Source organism: Pseudomonas sp. TH07 (assembly GCF_016651285.1).
Lineage (GTDB): Bacteria > Pseudomonadota > Gammaproteobacteria > Pseudomonadales > Pseudomonadaceae > Aquipseudomonas.
The window spans coordinates 4,800,232-4,819,238 of record NZ_JAEKED010000001.1 but is presented as its reverse complement, the minus strand read 5'-3'; the positions used below and the strand labels follow the sequence as shown (position 1 = coordinate 4,819,238).

Sequence of the window (19,007 nt, the reverse complement as noted above, 5' to 3'; positions counted from 1 at the left end):
TGCCCGGTCGCCCGGAACCGGCCGTCGCTGTCTGCACAGCGTTTGGCCCCTTCAATTGTTCGATGTCGATGTGTGGGCGTGGCGCGACAGCCAGGTGTGCAGCAAGGCGAAATTCAGGGAGAACTCCGGCATTTGCAGCAAGGCGCCGCAGAACACTTCACCAATGATTTTCTGGATCAGTTGCACCGCTCGCGGGTTGTTGAGCAAGGTGGCGATGTCGCGGCTGAGGGCGTTGAAACTCCAGACCTTCTGATTCAGGTCCAGGCCGACAAACCAGCGGAACAGCAGGTTGTAATTGAGCTGCTCGTACAACTGCTGCTCGCTGGGCACCGAATACAGCAGTTGCAGCAACAAAATCTGCAACACCGTCTGCGGCGCGATCAGCATGCCCGGCTCGGCGTTCAGGCCTTGCAGCAGGTCACGGTGCTCGGCCAGCAAGTCATCGATCTGCGGACGCAGCAGCACCAGCGAATGCCCCGGAGGGATGTAGCTGGACACCTCCTTCAAGGCGCCCTGCCAGTCATCCTGGGACACAATCCAGACCCACGGCGCGCCGTAGCGATACACCGACACCGGCTTCTTGCGCGCGGCCTCGACAATCTTCGACAGCCGCTGATCCAGCTCCTGCATGCCCACTTTCGAGTAACGTTCCATAGTCCCCATCGCCTCACTCCTGGCATCCCGCCTCGCCCCGAAAAAAGCCCTCTGGGCCCCCTCAAGCGCGTTACATAGCCAAGACCTGTGCGACCCGGTGCTACCGAACTTTTGTCACAAAAGCTTCATTCACAAAAAAGCGCCGCCCAACCGCCCACGGCAAAAGCCCGGGCAGGCGCTGAAAAAATCAAGAAAAAGAGCAAGAGAGCCTGTAGCCGCTGCCGCAAGCTAGGGCCGCGTTCAGATGCTGGCCAGAATAGGCGCGAGAGATACAGGCGGGAGAAGTGTGGGGTTCTTATGGCCTGCATCCATAGGCCACCCGAGCCTGGCACCCGCGGCTAGCGGACCGAGGTGCCAAGCCCCCACCCGGATTAACCAGAAGGCTCACCCGCAAGGGTTTCAACAGACAGATCGTCCAGCAACAGGATCTCAATCCGCTCCTTGCCCCGGCCGGTATTCTTGCGCTTGAGTTTCACCTGGCCAATCTCGCGGGTTGAGCGGGGGTGGGTGCCGCCACAGGCCATCCGGGCAAACCCCTCCACCTGCCAATACCTGCGCTGGGCCTGGACATCGCTGAAGTCGGTGACGATGGGCAGGTCACGGGCGATCAGCTCGTTCGCCGCCTGTTCGATTTCGGGGAACCAGCCGGCAAGGCTGACATCGCTGGCGAAATCGATACGGGCCTTGTCCTGGGCGATATGCGCGCCGATCCGCTCAATGCCCGGGCGCAGTTGATAGACCAGTTGCAGGACCATTTCCGCGGCGAAGTGCAGGCGCATCAACCGATAGCGCCTGGCCCAGTCAATGCGCCATGCGACCGGATCCCCGACCTTGAGCGAATGGTCGTGCGCCAAGGTGTAGACGATCTCCAGGCCGAGCTTTTCGGCCTTGATCACCGGGTAACCGGCCAATGAGCCGTGATCGCTTTCCTGGCCGCCGGAGAAGGCGAAAAATATCGTCGCCTCGACCTGCACCTGCTCGCCATTCACTTGGCTGACGACGGTGTCCAGCGTCGTCCGATAAGGCTCGTCCCAGAATATTTTGCGCGTCATGTTCCTGATCTTCCTTTTTTGAACATGAACAGACAGTAGTTAATCCGGACCGGGATGGCTTGTACGATCTTGCTCTATGCGCGCCCTGCTCCTAGCGCCTTGCCCGCGAGGTCAGGCCTGGGCAAACAGCGCCTGGATATCCCGCAACAGCCGGAAGTGATCGCTGACCGCGAACAGGCCGACCGAGGGTTGCAAATGATCGGTGCCGGGCGCCGCGACGCCGCTGGCGATGATCTGGAACTGATTCGCGCGGTCAGGCAGATCCCGCAGGCCGTAGGCCGCATGGCGCGAGATACGCTGCTGGCCATCGTTGTAACGCTGGCCCTTGGCCCGGCACTGCAGGAGGTCCGCCGGGGAGGGGCGCTGGCGCGAGGCAAAATCATAAATCTCGACAATGGGCGCTTCGTGATTGCCGAGGATCTCCAGGACGTAAATCCCGTAGAACCACTCGCCGATCTGCACCGACGCGGCATCACCGGCCCTCCAGAACGTCTGGTCCTTGCTCTTTGCCGGGCGCCGGCTCAGCGCGGTCGGCGGCGAAACGAGCAAGGCCTTGATCGCCTCGCGCTGGCGATAAAAAGCGTCGCTCAGCACCACCTGGTCGTTGAGCCGGTCGACCGCTCGCAATGCATCGTGGGTCAAGCCGTCGTCCTTGAACCCATGACGGTGCAGCACCACCGCCAGGGCCAGGCATATCAGGTCCTTGTAATGATCGGTGGCAACCTCCCCGGAGGCGTTCAACACACAATTCCAACGCAACAACAGCGGCCCGATCACCCGCGCCGCGAGCGCCTCATGGGGGTCTTTTTCCGGGCCCAGCATCTCCCAGGCGGTAAGTCGCGAAACGTCATGCACGATGGGATCGACCAGATCACGGGGAAGATAAGCCAGCAGTTGTTTGTGATTCAAAATCGAGCGCCTGGGTTGTGAGAGGGGTTGCGGATCCTTGCCCAGACGCGCGTGCCGGGTCAAACAACAATTTGCCCGGCTGTAGCCGCTGCCAAGGCACGAGGCTGGGCTGGCCCTCATGGGCGCTGGAGGTACACCTGGAACAATTGCGCTGGATTTTATGATCAGCGCAGCCTCCAGCAGCAGCTACTCCACCGCCGCTAAAATCCGCTCCAGCTCCGGCCGCGTGTATTTCTCCCAGGGGCACACCTCCCGAGGATCGCCGCGGTGGCAATATTCCCCGGCATCAAACGCCTGATAGATGGAAAACGCCGGCTCAGGCATTTGCGCGTCCAGGGACAGGTCGACAATCGCGCCAATCAACCCGTTCATGACGTCATCGCAGAACTCGAAATCCCGACTGTTGGAGGTAAACCTTCGGGCCACGGCCAGCGCGACCTGGTTCAACAGGTCGCGCCGATCGACCTGCAGGCGCTGAGCAATAGGGTTCAGGTCGAGGCCGGAGCCTTCTTCGATGGCGGCGCGCATCACGTCATCAAGGTCGGCGTCGCTCAAGGTAATAATCATCGATGCAAGGATCCGCCATGCAAAAGGCCGGAGTATGCAACGTCGATGCAGGATCCGCCCAGCCCGGAGGTGTGCCACACCAGACGTCACTTTCCTCCCCTCCTCCCAGCCTTTATCCTGCCGCTCCTTGTTCGCTGGCTTTTGGGGTTTTCATGTACGTCGATGTTCCGCGCCGCCTGGTGTTTTTTGACAAGAGCGACACCGCCAATGTCCCGTGCCTGACCCAATACCATCCGGACACGGGGGCGCTGACCCAACCGCTGGGTGCCCAGCCGGATGACAGGGTGTGGGATGTGGCGCGCGATGGTCGGCGCATGGCCCTGCAAGGGGCTGACTGGCAGGTGGTGCGGGGCGCCAGTCGCTCTCGCCTGAGTTTTCTGGAGGACGGTGCGGCGCTGCATGAGACCCAACAGTTCCTGTCGTTCTGGTGCCGGTTCGACCCCAGTGGCCGCTACGCGCTGACCAGCACTTTCAATGGCAAAAAACGCCCGGTGGTGATCGACCTCGACAACGGAACCTGCAGTGAGCCTATCGCCCGAGATGTGGACGCGCGCTACGGCTGCATCGACCCCTTGCAAGGCCGCCTGTGGGTGCCCGACGAGCGTACGCGCAACAGCCTGCTGGCGGTGGATTGCGCCAGTGGCGAAATCGACAAGCTGACGCTGGCGCTGGAGGCCAAGAGCAAGAGCCTGCGGTTTTCCCGGGACGGCCAGTCCCTGTTTGTCACGACCGACAGCAATCGGCTGCTCTGCTGCGACCGCACGGGCGCCACGCTGTGGTCCCGGGACCTGGGGGAATACGGCCAGCTGGGTTCGGGGATGATCCTGTTCAACGAATCCGGCAGCCATTTATGCGTGCCGATCTCGTCAACGCCACACTCGCGCTGGGGCGAAGACATCATCATCGCAGCCGACAGCGGCCGGATCGAAAACACCGTCGTGCGCCAGAAAGGCCCACCCGCCCGGCTCGCCGCCGACTGGTTTGGCGATCATCTGTTGACCCATCTGGCCGAGGTCGTGGATTTTTTCACCGGGGAAGTGGTCGAGCAGTTGGAGCTGTCGACTGTGCGGCCTGCATAAGAGCCAGCCGCCGCGGCTACCCCCTGTAGCCGTGGCCGGAGTCGAGCGGCAGTGGCGATCGCAGCCGCAACCTATGTCGTGACCTGGCCCTCAGCGCCGACGCCATCAATCCCCTCTTCCAGCATGGCCAGCGCGCCGACAATAAGCGCCTGCATGCCCTGAGCCAGCTCCAGCTCCATCTCGGCCTCTTCCACCGCACGGTCCGCGCTCACCACCGGCTCCCGGCCCGTGACCGAATACACCGTGTCGGACACGGCGATGCAGTGGAAGGCCACAGTCGCCAGCAACCAGCGCGCCTGTTCCTTTGAAATGCCATAGGCCTGGGCGATATGGCTCTGATGCCCGTCGATCTTGGCAAGCATGGGCTGCGTCGCCGCCAGCCTGCGGATCACGTAGGGGGTCAGCCCGGGGTGAGCCTTGACGAACTCGCGAGTCGAAGTGACGAACAGGCTCAGGTACTCGCGCAGGCCGCCAGGCTCCTTGCCGCTGGCCTGGGGGATCTGCCAACGGCTGAAAATCTCCTCGGCGACCATGCTCTTCAGTGCTTCGAGGTTCGCCACGTGCTTGTAGAGCGCCATATGGCTGACCCCGAGCGCGGCGCTGACACCCACGAAGGTGATGCTCGGCAAGCCCATCTTGATACCGGCGTCGACAATCCGTTCCCGGGTGATGGTGCGAGGACGCCCGCGTGTTGCGGGTGGTTGTGGCGGTTTCATGCTGATTCCTAGTGCGGGGACTGCTGTGTTGTAGCCGTCTTGTCTAGATTCCGCAAATTAGTTTATAGTCATGCAACTAATTACCGCGTTGATTTTCAAGGCTGTTTCACGCGAATCCAGCACCCAGTCCCTGCCCTGTTCCTGGAACACGGCAGCGCGGCAGCGACTCGCCAGGGCCAGGCACAAGGCAGTGCGAACGCGCTTTTTCATCCTCCTGAATTTCTGGACCTCGCCTCCTCATGGAAACTAACGACACGGCCTGCGCCGCACCCAAGGTGCCCGGCCCGATCAGTCAAGTACTGCGCCCGATCCGTGGCCAATTGGCAGTGGCGGCAACGCTGGCAGCCGGCGGCGCGATGCTCGCCCTGGTGCCGCTGGCCGGCATTGCCCAGCTCGCCAGAATCGTCCTCGGTGACGTTGCCGTCAGCGCCAGCGAGGTGTGGTGGGTGGTGACAATCAGCGTGGCGAGCCTGTTCGTCGGAATGGCGCTGCTGGCCTGCGCCGAAATGCTCGCCCACCTGGCTGACAACCGCCTTACCCACCACCTGCGCCTGGCGATCACCCAGCGCCTGAGCCAAGTGCCACTGGGCTGGTTCACCAGCCGGGCCTCGGGCGAGGTCAAGCAGGCAGTGCAGGACGACATCAACACCCTGCACAGCCTGACCGCGCATTTCTTTACCACTGCCGGCCGCGCCGTCGGCGCCATTCTGATTTCGGTGATCTACCTGTTCGCGATGGACTACTCCATGGCCATCGTCTCGATCCTGCCGTTCCCCGCGTACTTCCTGTTCTTCGCCAGGGCCATGAAAGCCAGCGGCGCGAACATGGATGAATTCGTCACGGCGATGGGCCGCATCGATAACGCCGTGGTCGAGTTCACCCATGGCATCCCGGTGGTCAAGTCCTTTGGCGCCAGTGGCCAGGCACACCGCGGCTACCGCGAGGCCATCGACGCCTTCGCTCAGACCTTCATCGGTTTCACCCGCCCGCTGGTCGCCTCGATGGCCAACGCCAACGCCATGATCGCTCCGGTGGCGGTGCTGGGCGTGGTGCTGATCTGCGGCACGCTGTTCGTCAGCCAGGGCTGGATCGCCCCGCTGGATGTGCTGCCGTTCGCCCTGGTCACGCCAGGTCTCTGCGCCCCGCTGCTGTTGCTGCACTACATCACCCACGACCTGAATCAGGCGACGGGTGCAGCGCAGCGCGTACAGCAGTTGTTGCAGACCCCGGTGCTCGAACAACCGACGGCGGCGCAACGCCAGGTGCCGGCTGGCAGCGAGATCCGCCTGGAGCAGGTCGGCTATGGCTACGCCAGCGGGCACAAGGTGCTCTCGGGCATCAGCTTCACCCTTGAACCGGGCACCACCACCGCCATCGTGGGCCCCTCGGGCGCTGGCAAATCGACCCTGGCTCGCCTGCTGCTGCGCTTCTTCGACCCGAGCGAGGGGCGCATCACCCTGGGCGGCGTGGACCTGCGGCATATCGAGTCGACAAACCTGTACCAGCACCTGGGTTTCGTGCTGCAGGAGGTGCGCCTGATTCATGCCAGCGTGCGCGACAACATTGCCCTGGGCCGGCCCTCGGCCAGCCAGCAGGAAATCGAAGACGCCGCGCGCATGGCCAACATCCACCAGCGCATTGTGCGCCTGCCTCGTGGCTACGACTCGGTGATTGGCGAGGACGCCCAGCTCTCCGGTGGCGAACAGCAACGGGTGAGCATTGCCCGTGCCGTGCTGCTCGATCCGCCGGTGCTGGTGCTCGACGAAGCCACGGCCGCCGCCGATGCCGAAAATGAAGTGGCGATCCAGGACGCGCTGTCGCGCTTCGCCGCGGGCCGCACCCTGTTGGTTATCGCTCACCGCCTGGACAGCGTGATGTACGCCGACCAGATCATCGTGCTCGAGAACGGCCAGGTGCAGGAGCAAGGCAACCACGCCACATTGCTCGCTCGCGGGGGAACCTATGCCCGACTGTGGGCCCTGGGCGGCCATGACCAGGCCAAAGAACAGGCGGTGCCGTCATGCTGAAGAACTTCATGCAACTGCTGGGCGACGAGGCGCCGGTCTTTCGGCGCTACCTGGTGCTGGCCGTGGCTTACGGTGTGCTCAGCGGGCTGACCATCCTCACCCTGGTGCCGGTGATTGGCGACTTGCTGGCCGGCAATGTGCGCGGCGCGACGCTGTGGCTGAGTGTGCTGCTGGCCGGCATGCTCGCCTGCTGGGCCTGGCGCCGCACACTGGAAAAGGCCGGGGTCGCGGTCGGGGTCGCGGTCCTGCGGGGCGCTCGACAGCGCATCGGCGACCACGTTGCGGGCCTGCCGGTCGGTTGGTTCACGTCGCAGAACACGGCCCGGCTCAGCCATGTGATCACCCACGGCATGATGGCCGTGGCCCAACTGCCGGCCCATGTGCTGACCCCGGTGATCAGCGGCATCGTGACCCCGCTGGTGATGGTGGCGGCCCTGTTCGCCCTGCACTGGCCCATGGGCCTGATCGCGTTGGCGGCGCTGCCGCTGCTCGCCGGCGCGTTTCTGTTCACCGCCCGCCTGGGCCGGCGGGCCGACGCGGTCTACCAGCAGCACTTCGCCGACGCCAGCCAGCGCATGGTCGAGTTCGCCCAGGCCCAGTCGGTGTTGCGTGCATTCAATGGCGGGGGCGGCAGTACCCGCTTGCTGGAGCAGGCCATCGATCAGCAACGGCAGTCCGCACTGCGCCTGATCCTGCAATCTTCGTTGTCGGCGGTGCTCAATACCTGGTTCGTCCAGGCCACCTTTGCCGCCTTGCTGGTGGCCGCCGCGCTGTGGCTCAACGCCAGCCTGAGCGGCGGCCTGGAAACCGGCTCGGTGCTGGGCGTGGTCACGGCCCTGTTGCTGGTGTGCCGTTACATCGATCCGCTGCTGGACGTGGCCAGCTATGGCGAGATCCTGCGTGGCGCCCACGGCCAGCTCGACGCGGTGTACGAAATCCTCGCGGTCCGGCCCTTGCCCGAGCCGGAGCAGCCGCAGGCCCCGGCCGATGCCTCGATAACGTTGCGCCAGGTGAGTTTCCGCTATGGGCCGGAACAGCCCGATGTCCTCAGCGACCTGAGCCTGAGCATCGCCGCGGGCGACATGGTCGCGTTGGTCGGCGCGTCCGGTTCCGGCAAGACCACACTGGTGCGCCTGATTGCGCGCTTCTTCGATGTCAGCCAGGGCAGCGTGCTGATCGGCGGCGTGGATGTGCGGCAGATGTCCAGCGCGCAACTGGCCGGCCAGATCAGCCAGATCTTCCAGGACAGCTACCTGTTTCAAGGCAGCATTGCCGACAACATCCGCATCGGCAAACCCGATGCCAGCGCCGCCGAAATTCTGCAAGTAGCGCAACAGGCCGGCGTCAGCGAGATCATCGAGCGCCTGGCGCAGGGCATCGACACCCCGGTCGGAGAAGGCGGTGCACGCCTGTCAGGTGGCGAACGCCAGCGCATCGCCATTGCCCGTGCGCTGATCAAGGACGCGCCGATCCTGCTGGTGGACGAAGCCACCGCCGCCCTGGATGCGGAGAATCAGGCCGTCATTACCCAGACCCTGGCCCGGCTGCGGGGGCGACGCACGTTGATCGTGATTGCCCATCAGCTGTCCACGGTGGCGATGGCCGACCAGGTCCTGGTGCTGGATGAGGGCCGTCTCGTCGAACAGGGCTCGCCGGCATCCCTGCGTGCCAGCGGCGGCCGCTACGCGCAGTTCCTGGAGCAGCGCCGGGCTGCCCGGGGCTGGCGCATCGCAAGCGCCACCGGCAGCGAGCCCCGTTGATGCGTGCACGCTGGCTGGGGCTGTTCGCCCTTCTGTGCCTTGTGTCGTTGCTGGTCGGCGCGCGGCAGGTGGCCTGGAGCCAACTGTTGTCGCTGTCGGGCGATGCCTGGCTGACGCTGACCGCCAGCCGCCAGCCGCCTGCCACGCCTGGCAGCGCTGGTGCTGACGGGGGTCGGGTTGTCGGTCTGCGGGGTGATTGTGCAGCACATTGTGCGCAACAAGTTCGTTGAGCCGGGCACCACCGGCGGGCTGGATGCAGCCAAGCTGGGCATCCTCGTCTCGCTGTCCGTAGCGCCCGCAACCGGCACCCTGGGGCGGATGTTATTCGCTTTGGTGTTCTGCTTCGGTGCGAGCCTGATCTTCGTCGCGCTCATCCGCCGCATCCGGTTCAAGAGCACGGTGCTGGTCCCGGTGATCGGCCTCATGTATGGCGGGGTCTTGAGCGCCATCGCCGAGTTCTACGCCTATCGCCACAACATCCTGCAAAGCATGCAGGGCTGGTTGCTGGGTGATTTTTCCAAGGTGGTCCAGGGCAACTACGAAATCATCTACCTGATTCTGCCGATCGTCGCCCTCTCCTACCTCTATGCCCAGCGTTTCACCGTGCTTGGCATGGGCGAGAGCATGGCCACCAGCCTGGGCCTGAACTATGGGGCAACGGCCGCGCTGGGCCTGATGCTGGTGGCGATTACCGTATCGGCCACAGTGATTACCGTGGGCGCGATCCCCTTTGTCGGGCTGGTGATCCCCAACCTGGTAGCGCTGCGCTACGGCGAAAACCTGAGCCGCACCCTGCCCATCGTCGCCCTGGGCGGCGCCTCGCTGCTGCTGGCCTGCGACATCCTGGGGCGGCTGGTGATCTATCCGTTCGAAGTGCCCATCGGCCTGACCGCAGGCGGCGTGGGCGGCGTGCTGTTCCTCGCGCTGATCATCTGGAGGAACAAATGAGGCGCCTGGCAAGCGGGTACGGGGTCTGGATCCTGGTCATCGCCCTGGCGCTGACGTTTGTGCTGCTGCGCTCAGGCCTGGACTTCGATTATGTGATCCCCAAACGCCTGGTCCGGCTGGGGACCATCGGTGTCGCAGGCGTGTGCATCGCCTGGTCCGCGATCGTGTTCCAGACCCTGACCGGCAACCGCATACTGACCCCGGCGATCATGGGCTACGAGGCGGTCTACCTGCTGCTGCAAGCCTTGCTGGTTCTGCTGATGGGCACCTCCAGCCTGGTGCTGCTCGGCGCCAACGGCAACTTCCTGCTCTCGGTGCTGCTGATGCTCGCCTACTCGTGGGCGATCCATCGCTGGCTGTTCCGCGACGGCAGGAACAACGTGTTCTTCCTGCTGTTGGTGGGACTGGTGCTGACCATGGTGCTCGGCACCTTGACCCAGTTCATCCAGGTCAGGATCAGCCCCGGCGAGTTTTCGGTGCTTCTGGGGTTTAGCCAGGCCTCTTTCAACAAGGCGCAGCCCCAGCAGTTGCTCTATGCGGGGCTGGTGGTCACGGCGCTGTGCCTGGCAGCCCGCAGGACCCTGCCGACCCTCGACGTGCTCTCCCTGGGCCGCGACCAGGCCATTTCCCTGGGGGTCGATTACCGGCGCACGGTTCGCCTGCAACTCGCGCTGATCGCGACCCTGGTCGCGATTTCCACCAGCCTGCTCGGCCCCACGGCCTTTATGGGGCTGTTCGTGGCCAACACTACCTACGCCCTGGCGCGCACGTCCCGGCATCGGGTCACCCTGCCCCTGGGCACCGCGATTGCCATAGGCATCTTCATCGCCGCCCAACTGCTGGTCGAGCATGTTTTCAACTACAAAACCACCGTCGGCATTCTGGTCAACCTGGTGTGTGGCGGGTATTTCCTCGCGCTGATGGTCCGTACCCGAGGAGCCCCATGATCACCGTCCACGACCTTCACAAAGCCTATGGTGCCAAGAACGTGCTGCGCGCCGTCGACACGCAGTTCCCGAGCCGGCGCCTGACCTCGCTGATCGGCCCCAACGGCGCAGGCAAGACCACGCTGTTGATGATGATCGCCCGGTTGATGGAACCGACCCGGGGTGAAATCCGCCTCGACGGGCAAAGGGTTTCAGACATTCCCATCGGCGCCTACGCACGGCGCGTTGCCACCTTGCGCCAGTCGCCGGATTTCAATCTGCGGCTGACGGTCGATGAACTGGTGGCGTTCGGGCGCTTCCCCTACAGCCGCGGGGCACTGACCCACGAGGATCAGCAGGCGATCGATGCAGCGCTCGCATTCCTGTCCCTGGAGCCCCTGCGTCACGCCTACCTCGATGAACTCAGCGGCGGTCAACGGCAGATGGCATTTCTGGCCATGGCCATCGCCCAGCAGACCGATTACCTGCTGCTCGACGAGCCGCTGAACAACCTCGATATCAAGCACGCGGTGCAGATCATGGGCGCGCTGCGCCGGCTGTGCGACGAACAGGGGCGCACGGTGATCCTGGTGGTGCATGACATCAACTTCGCCGCCAACTATTCCGACCATATCGTCGCCATGAAGAACGGCGCCGTGCATTGCACCGGCAGCGTTGCCGAGGTCGTCACCCAGCCCCGGATGCAGGAGCTGTACGGGCTGGACTTCGCCATCAGCCATGACGAGCGCGGCTACCTGTGCAACTACTTCAACCCATCGAGAGCACTGAAATGACCCTCAATCACATAAACCGGCCCTGGGCACTGGCCCTGCTGCTGACCACGGCGGTCGTGGCGCCAGGGTGCGACCCGCAATCCGCCGCACCGTCACACGCCGCTAGCAGCGCCACAGAGCAGACTGGGTTCACGCCCGTCACGGTGCAGCACAAGCTGGGCACGACGGTGATCAGCCAGCTTCCGCAACGGGCCATCGCCCTCGACATGAATGAAGTGGATTTTCTCGACCAGCTGGGCGTCGCTATCGTCGGCATGCCCAAGGATTTCGTCCCGCACTTCCTCAGCCGCTACCAGAACGACCCGCAGGTCGAGGACACGGGCTCGATCGTGCAGCCCAACCTGGAGCGAGTGCATGGCGCCAGGCCGGACCTGATCCTGATCACCTCGCTCCAGGCCAACCACTACCAGGAACTGAGCCAGATCGCGCCGACGCTGCATTTCGACGTCGACTACCGCGATAGCGCGAACCAGCATATCGAGGTCATCAAGGATCACCTGATGACCCTCGGGCAGATCTTCGGCAAGCCGGACCTCGCCCGGCAAAAAGCCGCGCAGTTGCAGGTCAGGGTCGAAGAAGCCAGGCGCATCACCCAGGACCGTCCCGAGCGCGCACTGGTGGTGCTGCATAACAACGGCGCCTTCAGTTCCTTCGGTGTGCAATCGCGCTACGGCTTCGTGTTCACCGCCCTGGGCGTGAAGCCGGCGAGCTCGACCGCCGAGACCGGCCTGCATGGCCAGCCCATTTCCAGCGAGTTCATCCAGCAGGCCAACCCCGACATCATTTACGTGGTGGATCGCACGGCCGTGATGGAGGGCCGCCCGCCCCTGAATGCCCAAAGCATGGGCAACCCGCTGCTGCGCCAGACCCAGGCCTGGAAGAACGGGCGCGTGGTGTTCGTCGACGCCCAGGCCTGGTACGTCACTGCCGCCAGCCCGACTTCCCTGAAGCTGGTGATCAACGACGTGATCAAGGGCTATCAGGACTGACTGCGCGGGCAGCGCCAGTGTTGCGCCCTGTCATTTACTGATTCTCATTCGCCCTACCTTGTTTATTTAGATTTGCCCCTACTCAATTTTATGGAGCCCCAGCATGACCCACTGCCACCCTTCCATCGCGCCTCCTCGTTCAGCCTTTGCGCTCAAGGGCAGCTCTGCCGCGGTGCAGATCGCCCTCCTCGGGCTGACCCTGGCCCTGACCGTCCCGGCAGCCGTGGCGCAAGACACTGGCCGGGCGCAGGCAGCCCTCAGCCGCTTCGACGTGCCGGCCGGCCCGCTGGGGCAGGTATTGAATACCTACGCCGCGGCGGCGGGGGTCAAGCTGGCGGCCGACCCCGGCCTGCTACTGGGCAAGCACAGCCAGGGGCTGTCCGGCAGCTACAGCGTGGACGCTGGCTTCAGCGAGTTGCTGCGCGAACACGGCTTGTGGGTCGAGCCCGAGGCCAACGGCAATTACCGGTTGGCCTCGGCCGGCAGCGCAGAGCATGCCGTGGCCGTGCTGCCTGCAACCATGGTGCAAGGGGAAACTGCGGTGCTCGATGACCTGCCGGCCGCCTATGCCGGCGAGCAGGTGGCGTATGGCAGCCGCATTGGCCTGCTGGGTAACAAGGACTTCATGGAAACGCCGTTCAGCACCATCAGCTACACGGAAAAATACATCAACGACCGGCAGGCCAAAGACCTCACCCAGGTGATTGCCGCCACCGACCCCGCAGTGTTCAGCAACGGCCTGAAAGGCACCTACAGCGAGAACTACTCCATACGCGGCTTCGCCAGCAGCATCAGCGACGTGACGATCGACGGCCTGTTCGGCGTGGCGCCCTACTACCGGATTTCGCCGGAAATGTACGAGCGCATCGAGGTTCTGAAAGGCCCGTCCGCCCTGCTCAATGGCATGCCCCCCGGCGGTTCGGTGGGCGGCACCGTCAACCTGGTGCCCAAGCGCGCGGGCAGCGAACCGCTGACCCGCCTGACCACCACTTACATGTCCGATGCGCAATACGGCGGGCACCTGGACCTGGGCCGGCGTTTTGGCGAGAACCAGCAGTTCGGTGTTCGCTTCAACAACGTCTATCGGGATGGCGACACGGCGACCCGGCATCAGGAACAGAAGGCCCAGTTGACCTCCCTGGGCCTGGATTGGCGTGGCGAGCGGGCGCGCCTGTCTGCTGATCTCTACAACAGCGAAGACCGCGTGCGTGGCCAGAATCGTGGCCTGAGCCTGGCCCCGGGGGTGGCGGTGCCCAAGCCGCCCAAGGCAGACACCCTGTTGAACCCGGACTGGGCGTTTGTCGAAACCAAGGACCAGGGCGCGATCCTGCGTGGCGAATATGAGATCAGCGAGCACCTGCTGGGCTATGCCGCCTTCGGCGCCAGCAAGACCCGCTATCGCTACAGCGGCGCCATGTCGTCCCAGGTACTCAACGCCGCAGGCGACTACCAGTCGACCATGGGCCAGTTGAAGATGAACATCGAAAAGACCTCCGGGGAGGCAGGGTTCAAGGGCCAATTGCAAACCGGCCCGGTCAAGCATCAATGGGTACTGAACACCACGCGTTACGCAGACACCCAAAAAGACTACGGCCGCCGATCGGTCCCGGGGGCGAACTGGGTCACCAATATCTATCACCCGACCTGGGGCCCTGCCGCAGGCGAGAGCTGGCCGATCATCAGCCATACGGAAACCCAACTGACCAGCTACGGCCTGGCTGACACCCTGTCGATCCTCGATGATCGCGTGCAATTGACCCTGGGCGTGCGCCGCCAGGAAGTGCTCAGCGACACCTTCAGCGTGACCACCGGCGCCCGCACCGGGCGCTATGACGAGAACGCGACCACCCCCGCGGCAGCGCTGGTGGTCAAGGTCACGGACCATGTCTCGCTCTATACCAACTACATAGAGGGCCTGAGCAAAGGCGCCACCGCGCCGGCGACCGCAGCCAATGCCGGGGACGTGTTTGCCCCCTACAAATCCAAGCAGAAGGAAGTCGGCATCAAGCTGGACCTTGGCGAGTTCACCCACACCCTCAGCCTGTATCAGATCGAACGCCCGAGCAGCTACACCGACCCGGTGACCAACGTGTTTTCCTTTGGCGGCGAGCAGCGCAACCGAGGGGTGGAATGGGGGTTCTTCGGCTCGCCGCTGACCGATGTGCGCTTGAGGGGGGGCGTGGCCCATGTCGATCCCAAGGTCACCAAGACGGCCGGTGGAGTCAACGCGGGCAAGACCGCAACGGGCACGCCAAAACTGCAGGGCAAACTGGGCGTGGAGTGGGACACGCCGCTGGTACAGGGCTTGACGCTGACCGCCAATGCCACCGCCATCTCCAGGCAGTACATCAGCGCCGACAACTCGCTGTCGGTGCCGGGCTACACCGTCTATGACCTGGGTACTCGCTACGCCACCCAACTGGCCAGCCGTCCGCTGACCTTGCGCGGCAACGTCACCAACGTCACCAACAAGGCCTATTGGGGCATGCCCCTGACCTCCAGCCTCGGCCTGGGAGCGCCGCGGACCTTCGAACTCTCCGCCACCGTGGACTTCTAACCCACATCCGTCGCCACTGCCGAGGGGAGTCCGACACCCCCGGCATGCACGCGGGCCACTGTAGCCGCTGCCGCAGGCTGCGCTGGCCAGCACAGCCGCCGAAAACCATCCGACAAACTCCCAACATCCCCCAACCCACCCCCATCGGCGCGGCTACCCCTGCGCCTCACGCACCAGTTGATCAAACTCCCCGGTCAATTTCTCGAAGCGTTTGCGGTCGCAATCAGGACACAGAAACGGCATTCGCCGTCCGCTGAACAACGAGGTCGGCGCAGCGCATTTCTTGCAGGGAACACGGGTCTCGATACAGGCCGTCAGCGGCTCCGCCAATTGTGAATTCAGCCGGCCGGCAACAAAGGCCACCTGAGCCCGCTCGAACTGGTTCGACAGCTTGAGCCGGCGCAGGCCGGTGCAGCGTGCCAGCACGCGGATATCATCGTCATCGATCCTGGCATTGACCAACGACAGCTCGCTGAGCCCGGGCAACCCCACAAGGGGTTCAAGGGAGACCAGGCGCATCGGGTTGCCAGACGCCCCCTGGCTGCCCGACAGGTGCAATCGGGTCAGCTGCTGCAAGGCCTCGATGCCTGCCAGTTCATGCAGCCGGGGAACGTCAACAATCGACAGGCTCTGCAAGCGGGTCAATTGCCACAGCGGCGTCATGTCGTCGATTTTCGTCGCCCACTCCAGCTCCAGCTCGCGGGTGTCGACCAGCCGCTCAAGCCCTTGCAGGGAGGCCAGGGTCAGGTGGTAGAGCCGCAGCTTTTGCGCGCGGCAGTGCGCCAGCACCTGGGGCCAGACCTTGGGCCCGATATTGCGCAGGTCGAGCTCGGCACTTTGCGCCAGCGAGGTCTCTGGAAATGGCCTGTCGAGTAACACGATCATCGGCGACGCCTCTGCCTGAAAAAGAGTCCGCCCTTGAGCGCGGCGGCGCAGTATAGCCCCGGCAACGCGTTGCGCGCGGCAGACTCAGAGGTATCAGTGACCAGATCAGGCCTGCTGCGCAGGCCAGCGGGAGCAAGCTCCCTCGCCACAAAAAAAAGCACAGTGCGACGCCCATACACCTGGCTCCTCTCCCGGTGGCGAGGGAGCTTGCTCCCGCTCGGCTGCGCAGCGGCCGCAAAGGGCGGTACGCGCCCTATGTACCCCCCTTATGTAGCTCCCTTATGTAGCTCCCCTATGTAGCCCCTTGTTAAGATCCGCCGTCCCCCATCTGGCGCCGCCACCATGACCCACCCCCGCCTTGCCCTGATCACCACCCCCATCAGCCTGGAACTGATGCGCGGTGCAGTGGAGCTGGAAGCCGGCGAACAGGGCCTGTTGCCCCACCGCCTGCCCGCCTGGGCCCGGGCGCAATGCGCGGACCCGCAGTTCGCCCGGGCCGAAGCCCAACCCTGCGGGGTGCGCCTGGTGCTGCAAACCGAGGCCACCGAGATCGAGCTGGATGTAGTTCCGATCCGCTACCTGTATAGCGGCGCACCGCCCCGGCCGCTGGGGGTCTATGACCTGTGGGTGAATGGACAGTTGCTGCACCAGTGCAGCGCCCAGGGCGGTGACCAGGTACGCATCGACCTGGCCACGGGTGCGCAGACATGCACCTCGGGGCCGGTCGCCACCCTGGGTTTTGCCGGCCTGCCGGCGCGGGACAAGACCGTGGAAATCTGGCTGCCCTATAACGAAACCAGTTGGCTCCAGGCCCTGCGCAGCAACGCCCCGCTGGCGGTGCCCAAGGCCACGGGGCGCCCGGTCTGGCTGCACCACGGCAGCTCCATCAGCAACGGTTCCAATGCCGCCAGCCCGACCTCGATCTGGCCGGCGCTGGCGGCCCGCCTTGGCCAGGTGGAGCTGTACAACCTCGGCCTGGCCGGCAACGCCCTGCTCGACCCCTTCACCGCGCGCAGCATGGGCGGCATCGCCGCCGACCTGATCAGCGTCAAGCTCGGGATCAATCTGGTGAACGCCGACCTGATGCGCCTGCGAGCCTTTATCCCGGCGGTGCACGGTTTTCTCGACACCCTGCGTGACGGGCACCCGCACACCCCGCTGCTGCTGATTTCACCGCTCTATTGCCCGATTCATGAACGCACTCCCGGCCCTGGCGCTTTTGATAGCCAGGCCCTGGCAGCGGGCAAGGTGCTGTTTCGTGCGTCGGGTGACCCCGCAGAAGCCCAGGCCGGCAAGTTGACCCTGATCCGCATCCGCCAGGAACTGCAGCGCATCGTCGAGCAACGCCGGGCCGACGACCCGAACCTGCATTATCTCGACGGCCGGCAGCTGTACGGCGCCGAGGATTTTGCCGACTTGCCGCTGCCTGATCAGTTGCACCCGGACGATGCCGCGCACCAGCGGATCGGCCAGCGCTTCGCCAGGATCGCGTTCGGCACAGGCGGCCCGCTGGCGCTCGAAAAAACCGCAACCGGAACCACCCCATGAATACCTACCTGCCCCTGTTCTGGGCCACCGACCTGGGCATCGACTACGGCGCACCGACCCTGTACCTGCGCGACCTGCTGCCGGCCGTGGGTCAAAACACCCTGGCAGCCTTCGATTGGCAGGCCCACCTGACGCCCGGTGAAACCCTGCAACTGATCTGGTGCCCGCCGGTCTCCGACCTCAACGGCTGGAGCGAACAACCTTCGGAAATCGCCCTGAGTCACCTGCTGCGGGCCCGGGTTATCCGCGCGCTGCCCGGCGCGGCAAACGCCCACGGCATGCTGCATGGCAAGTACCGCTATGAATTCGAGGTGCTTGCCTGCGAGGCACTGTTGCCTCTCCTGCGTGCACTGCCGCCCGCCCCGAACGCCTGGCACCTGCCCCAGGTAGGCACCGCGCGCGGCACCCGGTTGAGTTGGGATGAGGTGCGCGTGTGCGGCCGCGCCGAGGTTGCGGGGTTGATCTACCTGACCGCCAGCGCACCCCATGAAACCTATATGGAGATGCTCCTGGAACAAGATGGCGAGCAACTGACCGGGCTGTTTTCACTGCATATGGACCCGGGCTCCAGCACCTGCGACCTGGGCCGCAAGCGCCTGGCGGGCGATGAGCTGCGGGCCATCCGCCATGCGCTGGACATTGCCCGGCCCCTGAAGGATACCCAGGCCGCTTATATAGCCGAGTGCTCAATGCCTGAGTAAGCCGCTGTTTTAAAAACTATTTTTTTCAACTTTCACTTCCCATACGCGATAAATATTGATAAATTTCCGCGCGTTCTTGCACAGGGGCCTCCACGGCCTGCAGTGACAGCAAGCAACGTCGCAACAGCTACAGGGGCGTCGCCAAGCGGTAAGGCAGCAGGTTTTGATCCTGCCATGCGTTGGTTCAAATCCAGCCGCCCCTGCCATTTTCTTCAAGGGTTATCCACCCGTTATCCCGCAGCCGATACCTGGCTTGAGCCGCGCACATGCCGGCTGTACCGAACGACCTCCTCCATCAGCCACCTCGTCTCGCCTGCCCCGGCCAAGCTGCGTCTGCACTCTGGAAATCGGCTCGAAAAAATCCGATAGTAGCGCCCCACGACACCACCCCATGGAGCTTTCTGATGTCGAATTCCCAACCCGCCACGGCAACCTTCGGCCCTATCCCTGGCGACCTGCTGGCCACGATGCACGGCTTGCGGGCCCAGCTCGGCGAGCGGATTGCCCAGCAGTTCCCAGGCGCCTCCCTGAGCGGCACCGGCGCCGATTTCGCCCTGTTGCAGCAGATGGTCGCCAGCCAGACCCTGGAGGATTCCGACGTCCAGGCCTGGGAGGCCATGGGCATCGCGCTGGGCGACGCACTGCTGGCGCAAGTGCCCGGCCTGGCCTGGGCCCTGGTCAGCGATGAGTACGGCGTCGATCCGGTCCTGCGCTACCGGCAAACCACCCTGCAGATCGGCGTGACTGGCCTGCTCCTGAAACGCGTCAGGCAGGGCGAGCCCATCGACGTCGAACACATCGCCCACTGGCTCAAGGAGTTCATTGAAACCCAGAGCCATGAATACCAGTGAGCAGCCACCCGCGCTGATCAACCCGAACTGCGGTTGCGTACGCG

General features: G+C 64.3%; 16 protein-coding genes, 1 tRNA gene and 1 pseudogene. 12 read left to right on the top strand and 6 right to left on the bottom strand.

What is annotated here, in order from left to right:
• Positions 1-51: 51 nt before the first annotated feature.
• From JFU57_RS22095 to JFU57_RS22080, 4 genes are all read right to left on the bottom strand, one after another.
• Positions 52-663, bottom strand: a complete 612-nt coding sequence (locus tag JFU57_RS22095) for a transposase (RefSeq protein WP_201130779.1) — start codon at positions 661-663, stop codon at positions 52-54.
• Between the two features lie 362 nt (positions 664-1,025).
• Complete coding sequence (locus JFU57_RS22090) at positions 1,026-1,706, bottom strand: alanyl-tRNA editing protein (protein ID WP_201130778.1); 681 nt, start codon at positions 1,704-1,706, stop codon at positions 1,026-1,028.
• 111 nt (positions 1,707-1,817) lie between these two features.
• The gene (locus tag JFU57_RS22085) at positions 1,818-2,615 is read right to left on the bottom strand and encodes a hypothetical protein (RefSeq protein WP_201130777.1); all 798 of its coding nucleotides are present in this window, start codon (positions 2,613-2,615) and stop codon (positions 1,818-1,820) included.
• Positions 2,616-2,801: 186 nt separating this feature from the next.
• On the bottom strand, positions 2,802-3,182 hold the full coding sequence (locus JFU57_RS22080) for a hypothetical protein (RefSeq protein ID WP_201130776.1): 381 nt from the start codon (positions 3,180-3,182) through the stop codon (positions 2,802-2,804).
• A gap of 152 nt (positions 3,183-3,334) precedes the next feature.
• Between JFU57_RS22080 and JFU57_RS22075 the strand changes: the two genes are divergently transcribed.
• Positions 3,335-4,261, top strand: a complete 927-nt coding sequence (locus JFU57_RS22075) for a YncE family protein (protein WP_201130775.1) — start codon at positions 3,335-3,337, stop codon at positions 4,259-4,261.
• Between the two features lie 71 nt (positions 4,262-4,332).
• Here JFU57_RS22075 and JFU57_RS22070 read toward each other — a convergent pair whose 3' ends face one another.
• The gene (locus JFU57_RS22070) at positions 4,333-4,977 is read right to left on the bottom strand and encodes a TetR/AcrR family transcriptional regulator (protein WP_201130774.1); all 645 of its coding nucleotides are present in this window, start codon (positions 4,975-4,977) and stop codon (positions 4,333-4,335) included.
• Between the two features lie 239 nt (positions 4,978-5,216).
• Here JFU57_RS22070 and JFU57_RS22065 point away from each other — a divergent pair, with 239 nt between their 5' ends.
• The 7 genes and pseudogenes from JFU57_RS22065 (at position 5,217) to JFU57_RS22035 (ending at position 14,978) form a co-directional block, all read left to right on the top strand.
• A complete protein-coding gene (locus JFU57_RS22065) occupies positions 5,217-7,004 on the top strand; it encodes an ABC transporter ATP-binding protein (RefSeq protein ID WP_201130773.1) in 1,788 nt (595 codons plus the stop codon).
• The gene (locus tag JFU57_RS22060) at positions 6,998-8,764 is read left to right on the top strand and encodes an ABC transporter ATP-binding protein (RefSeq protein WP_201130772.1); all 1,767 of its coding nucleotides are present in this window, start codon (positions 6,998-7,000) and stop codon (positions 8,762-8,764) included. The genes JFU57_RS22065 and JFU57_RS22060 overlap by 7 nt, the downstream gene beginning before the upstream one ends.
• Positions 8,764-9,712 (top strand): annotated as a pseudogene (locus JFU57_RS22055) (ABC transporter permease). Before JFU57_RS22060 ends, JFU57_RS22055 begins: the two are co-directional and overlap by 1 nt.
• Complete coding sequence (locus JFU57_RS22050; RefSeq protein WP_078472066.1) at positions 9,709-10,659, top strand: iron chelate uptake ABC transporter family permease subunit; 951 nt, start codon at positions 9,709-9,711, stop codon at positions 10,657-10,659. Before JFU57_RS22055 ends, JFU57_RS22050 begins: the two are co-directional and overlap by 4 nt.
• The gene (locus JFU57_RS22045; protein ID WP_201130771.1) at positions 10,656-11,432 is read left to right on the top strand and encodes an iron ABC transporter ATP-binding protein; all 777 of its coding nucleotides are present in this window, start codon (positions 10,656-10,658) and stop codon (positions 11,430-11,432) included. The genes JFU57_RS22050 and JFU57_RS22045 overlap by 4 nt, the downstream gene beginning before the upstream one ends.
• Positions 11,429-12,421 carry a siderophore ABC transporter substrate-binding protein gene (locus JFU57_RS22040; protein ID WP_201130770.1) on the top strand — a complete coding sequence of 331 codons (993 nt, stop codon included), beginning with the start codon at positions 11,429-11,431 and terminating at the stop codon, positions 12,419-12,421. Before JFU57_RS22045 ends, JFU57_RS22040 begins: the two co-directional genes overlap by 4 nt.
• A 103-nt stretch (positions 12,422-12,524) precedes the next feature.
• Positions 12,525-14,978 (top strand): TonB-dependent receptor, encoded by a 2,454-nt coding sequence (locus JFU57_RS22035; protein WP_242487536.1) that lies wholly within the window; start codon positions 12,525-12,527, stop codon positions 14,976-14,978.
• 153 nt (positions 14,979-15,131) lie between these two features.
• On the opposite strand, the gene JFU57_RS22030 is transcribed toward JFU57_RS22035, so the two are convergent.
• The gene (locus JFU57_RS22030) at positions 15,132-15,863 is read right to left on the bottom strand and encodes a hypothetical protein (RefSeq protein ID WP_078472062.1); all 732 of its coding nucleotides are present in this window, start codon (positions 15,861-15,863) and stop codon (positions 15,132-15,134) included.
• Between the two features lie 342 nt (positions 15,864-16,205).
• Between JFU57_RS22030 and JFU57_RS22025 the strand changes: the two genes are divergently transcribed.
• From JFU57_RS22025 to JFU57_RS22010, 4 genes are all read left to right on the top strand, one after another.
• Positions 16,206-17,411 (top strand): SGNH/GDSL hydrolase family protein, encoded by a 1,206-nt coding sequence (locus tag JFU57_RS22025; protein WP_201130769.1) that lies wholly within the window; start codon positions 16,206-16,208, stop codon positions 17,409-17,411.
• Entirely contained in the window at positions 17,408-18,112 is a 705-nt protein-coding gene (locus tag JFU57_RS22020; protein ID WP_201130768.1) for a hypothetical protein, read from the top strand. The genes JFU57_RS22025 and JFU57_RS22020 overlap by 4 nt, the downstream gene beginning before the upstream one ends.
• A gap of 131 nt (positions 18,113-18,243) precedes the next feature.
• A tRNA-Gln gene (locus JFU57_RS22015) sits at positions 18,244-18,318 on the top strand.
• 198 nt (positions 18,319-18,516) lie between these two features.
• Positions 18,517-18,963 (top strand): DUF3806 domain-containing protein, encoded by a 447-nt coding sequence (locus JFU57_RS22010; protein ID WP_201130767.1) that lies wholly within the window; start codon positions 18,517-18,519, stop codon positions 18,961-18,963.
• Positions 18,964-19,007 lie beyond the last annotated feature (44 nt).

Bases quoted from the DNA above. Each gene is read 5' to 3' on its own strand.
- JFU57_RS22025 (WP_201130769.1), top strand. From the start codon at position 16,206: ATGACCCACCCCCGCCTTGCCCTGATCACCACCCCCATCAGCCTGGAA.
- JFU57_RS22080 (WP_201130776.1), bottom strand. From the start codon at position 3,182: ATGATTATTACCTTGAGCGACGCCGACCTTGATGACGTGATGCGCGCC.
- JFU57_RS22095 (WP_201130779.1), bottom strand. From the start codon at position 663: ATGGGGACTATGGAACGTTACTCGAAAGTGGGCATGCAGGAGCTGGAT.
- JFU57_RS22010 (WP_201130767.1), top strand. From the start codon at position 18,517: ATGTCGAATTCCCAACCCGCCACGGCAACCTTCGGCCCTATCCCTGGC.
- JFU57_RS22030 (WP_078472062.1), bottom strand. From the start codon at position 15,863: ATGATCGTGTTACTCGACAGGCCATTTCCAGAGACCTCGCTGGCGCAA.
- JFU57_RS22020 (WP_201130768.1), top strand. From the start codon at position 17,408: ATGAATACCTACCTGCCCCTGTTCTGGGCCACCGACCTGGGCATCGAC.
- JFU57_RS22065 (WP_201130773.1), top strand. From the start codon at position 5,217: ATGGAAACTAACGACACGGCCTGCGCCGCACCCAAGGTGCCCGGCCCG.
- JFU57_RS22075 (WP_201130775.1), top strand. From the start codon at position 3,335: ATGTACGTCGATGTTCCGCGCCGCCTGGTGTTTTTTGACAAGAGCGAC.
- JFU57_RS22035 (WP_242487536.1), top strand. From the start codon at position 12,525: ATGACCCACTGCCACCCTTCCATCGCGCCTCCTCGTTCAGCCTTTGCG.
- JFU57_RS22070 (WP_201130774.1), bottom strand. From the start codon at position 4,977: ATGAAACCGCCACAACCACCCGCAACACGCGGGCGTCCTCGCACCATC.
- JFU57_RS22050 (WP_078472066.1), top strand. From the start codon at position 9,709: ATGAGGCGCCTGGCAAGCGGGTACGGGGTCTGGATCCTGGTCATCGCC.
- JFU57_RS22060 (WP_201130772.1), top strand. From the start codon at position 6,998: ATGCTGAAGAACTTCATGCAACTGCTGGGCGACGAGGCGCCGGTCTTT.
- JFU57_RS22090 (WP_201130778.1), bottom strand. From the start codon at position 1,706: ATGACGCGCAAAATATTCTGGGACGAGCCTTATCGGACGACGCTGGAC.
- JFU57_RS22040 (WP_201130770.1), top strand. From the start codon at position 11,429: ATGACCCTCAATCACATAAACCGGCCCTGGGCACTGGCCCTGCTGCTG.
- JFU57_RS22045 (WP_201130771.1), top strand. From the start codon at position 10,656: ATGATCACCGTCCACGACCTTCACAAAGCCTATGGTGCCAAGAACGTG.